This is a genomic window from Actinocrinis sp., from assembly GCF_035605935.1.
In the GTDB taxonomy this organism is placed as follows: domain Bacteria; phylum Actinomycetota; class Actinomycetes; order Streptomycetales; family Catenulisporaceae; genus Actinocrinis.
In genome coordinates, this window is the sequence record NZ_DATNGK010000144.1 from 1 (window position 1) to 2,847 (window position 2,847).

Annotated in this window: 3 protein-coding genes; 1 reads left to right on the top strand and 2 read right to left on the bottom strand. The window is 67.7% G+C overall.

The window, feature by feature from the left end:
• Positions 1–129: 129 nt before the first annotated feature.
• Positions 130–717 carry a TetR/AcrR family transcriptional regulator gene (locus VN779_RS12225; RefSeq protein ID WP_325722610.1) on the top strand — a complete coding sequence of 196 codons (588 nt, stop codon included), beginning with the start codon at positions 130–132 and terminating at the stop codon, positions 715–717.
• On the opposite strand, the gene VN779_RS12230 is transcribed toward VN779_RS12225, so the two are convergent.
• Positions 714–2,039: an NlpC/P60 family protein gene (locus tag VN779_RS12230; protein WP_325722611.1), complete on the bottom strand. Its 1,326-nt coding sequence runs from the start codon at positions 2,037–2,039 to the stop codon at positions 714–716. The genes VN779_RS12225 and VN779_RS12230 overlap by 4 nt on opposite strands.
• Positions 2,040–2,240: 201 nt before the next feature.
• Positions 2,241–2,847: phosphatase PAP2 family protein (locus VN779_RS12235; RefSeq protein WP_325722612.1), on the bottom strand; the 607-nt coding region annotated here is incomplete at its 5' end.

The window sequence follows — 2,847 nt, forward strand, 5'->3', positions numbered from 1 at the left end:
GGACTGCACGGTCGGGGTACGGGCCGGCCAGCGTTCGACATCGGTGTTGAGCTCCCAGATCAGCTCGGCTGGCGCGTACATCATGAGGGTGTTGGTCCACTTCATGACAAGCACTGTACCATTTGGTACATGTCTGAGGAAGTGAGTGCTAGAGCACAGCTCTTGGAGCGGGTGATCGCCTTCGCCGCAGCGGAGGGAATCGCCGACAAAAGCCTGCGCGAGATCGCACGTGGCGCGGCTACCAGCCACCGCATGCTGCTCTACCACTTCGGCTCGCGCGAAGGGCTGCTTGCGGCAATCGTCGCGGCGATCGAGGCTCAGCAGCGGGCCGTCATGGTCGCGATGGCCGAGCAGGCCAACACGCCGCGAGAACTCATGCTCGGCCTATGGGGGGAGGTCAGCCGGGAGGAGCTTCGCCCGTTCGTCAAGCTCTTCTTCGAGGTGTTCGGGCTTGTCGCGCAAGGCGCTCCGGGTACTGAAGGACTACGAGAAACGCTGACCCAACCGTGGCTCACCGACGCGGCCGAGGCCGGGAAGGAAATCGGAGTGGCCTCCGACCCGGCCGAACTGCGCGTCGGTGTCGCCGTCAGCCGCGGCCTGCTGCTCGACCTGGTCGCCGGCGCTGACTACGCCGAGGTCGACGAGGCCTACCGCCGCTTCGTCGACCTCTACGAGCGCGCCACGGATCCAGGTGTCCCAGACGTCAATGATCGTTAGGTGAGCGGGCGGGTGGCGCCGAAGTAACCCGCCTCGACTTGCCCGAGTGGGGTCACCTGGACGTAAGACCCGCTGTAGGGCGCCTGGATGACGTTGCCGCCGCCGATGTACAGAGCAACGTGCCCGATCCCGGCCACCGTGCCGTCCTCGCTCCAGAAGACCAGGTCACCTGGGAGCAGCTGATCGGTCGATGGATGGTACGAGCCGACGCCCCACTGGTTGGGCGCGTAGTGCGACATGTGCAGGTACGGCCCCCAGGCGAACAAGGTCAGCCCGGAGCAGTCGTAGCCGATGACGTTGCCGTCGTTGCGCGAGTCGAAGTCCACCGGCACGCCTCGACTCGGCCCCCAGAAGGTGCCGCCGGCGAATGCGTACGGGATGCCCAGTGTCGACATCGCGCGCGCCACCGCAGTGTTGGCCGCAGCGGACGACCATCCGCCACCCGCGCTCGCGCCGATCGCGATATTCGCACCGGGGTTCATGGTGACCGCGGCAGCAGCCGCCGGGCCACCCTGCGCAGCGGCGGCGGCGATGGCCGCTGCTCGAGCCGCCGCAGCTGCCGCGGCAGCCGCCCGGGCCCGGGCTAGCGCCAGCGCCCGCTCCCGCGCGATCCGTTCCTGCTCCGCCTTCCACGCGAGATAGGCGGTGCGCTGGTTGTTCAGTTCCGCGAGCTTGCTCTTGGCGGCATCCAGCCTTGCGTTGCTATCAGCCAGTTGCTGGGTCAGCTGGGCCCGCTCGGCCTGGGCAGCGACGACGGCCGCGTCGGCGTCCCGTTTGGCCTGCGCCGCAGCGGCGGTGGCGGCTGTCTGATCGTTGACCGCTTTGCGCGCGGCCGCGTCGGCGTTGGACTTGGCCACCGTCGCCCGGCTCAGGCCACCAATGGCCGCCAGCTGCGAGTTCGCGACGTAGCGGAGGTAGTCCCCCCGCTGCAGGAGCGCGTTGGGATCGCTCGCGGTCAGCAGGCCGCCGGCGAGGCCCTGCGGCTGGCCGCTGGTATACGCCTCCCGGGCAAAGACGACGAAGTCAGCCTGGGCCTTCGTGATCGCCGCTTGCGCGGCCTTGACCTGTGCCTGCGCCTTCACCGCAGCGTCCTTGGCCTGCTCGAGCCGCTCGAGTGCGAGCGCGAGTTTCTGCTCGGCGCGCTCGGCCACGAGGTTCAACCGATCGAGCTTGCTCTGCATGACCGCGATCTGCGCGGACAGTTGCCCGACCTCGGTGGCGAGCTGGTCCTTCGCCTGATTGGCACTGTTGATCTGCTGGTCGGACGGGTTCGGCGGCGGGTCCGCGACTGCCGTGACCGGCACCGCGATGACCGCTGCCACCGTCGCGAGAATCGAGATGAGCGCGGCAGAGCGACGGCCCACCCCAATCCGACGTCGTGCGCGCACCGCCGCGATCTCCTCGTTTGATGACCCCGTGCTCCGACCACGCTGGAAATCCAGAGTGCCACTTGCGTCCCACATACGCCAGCAGTCCCGTGAGAATCACACGCACCAACGAGCACTAAATCTGGACAAACATGTCTATAGTTGGACCACTGGGTCGACTCGGCGGGACCGGCGGCGTTCCCACGCCGAGACGCCCAGGTGTACCGCGACCGCGTAGAGCACACCCGCGAGGAGATCGACGACGTAGTGCTCACCGAGGTAGACGAGGGCCAGTCCCATGGCGACGGGATAGAGCACGATCAGCCACCGCCACGGGGATCGCAGTCGGCCGATGACGAACAACGCGATCAGGGTGGCGAACGCCGTGTGGAGAGAGGGCATCGCCGCGACAGGGTTGGCGGCCAGTTGACCCGCGCTGAGCAGGTTCCCGGCATGGTTGATGTGCAGCCACAGCCAGCCGCGCGACGAGGCCCGGATAACCGGCTCGATGACGCCTTCCCGCGCCGCGTACCAGGGTGGCGCCGCGGGAAAGAAGACATAGGTCACGAGGCCGGCGACGGACAAGGCGATGACCCGGGTGATGAACTGGATCCAGACCTCGCGATTGCGCAGCCAGAGCACCGCGGCCACGATCGGCGTCGCCAGAAAGTGGGTGATGTAGACCAGCGTGGCCAACGCGTCGTACCACGTCGGTGCGCCCGGATGCAGGAAGTGATCTTGCAACCAGACCGTCGGCACGGTC

What these genes read in the sequence shown, in the direction of transcription:
- VN779_RS12225 (WP_325722610.1), top strand. Translation starts at nt 130, where the DNA reads ATGTCTGAGGAAGTGAGTGCTAGAGCACAGCTCTTGGAGCGGGTGATC.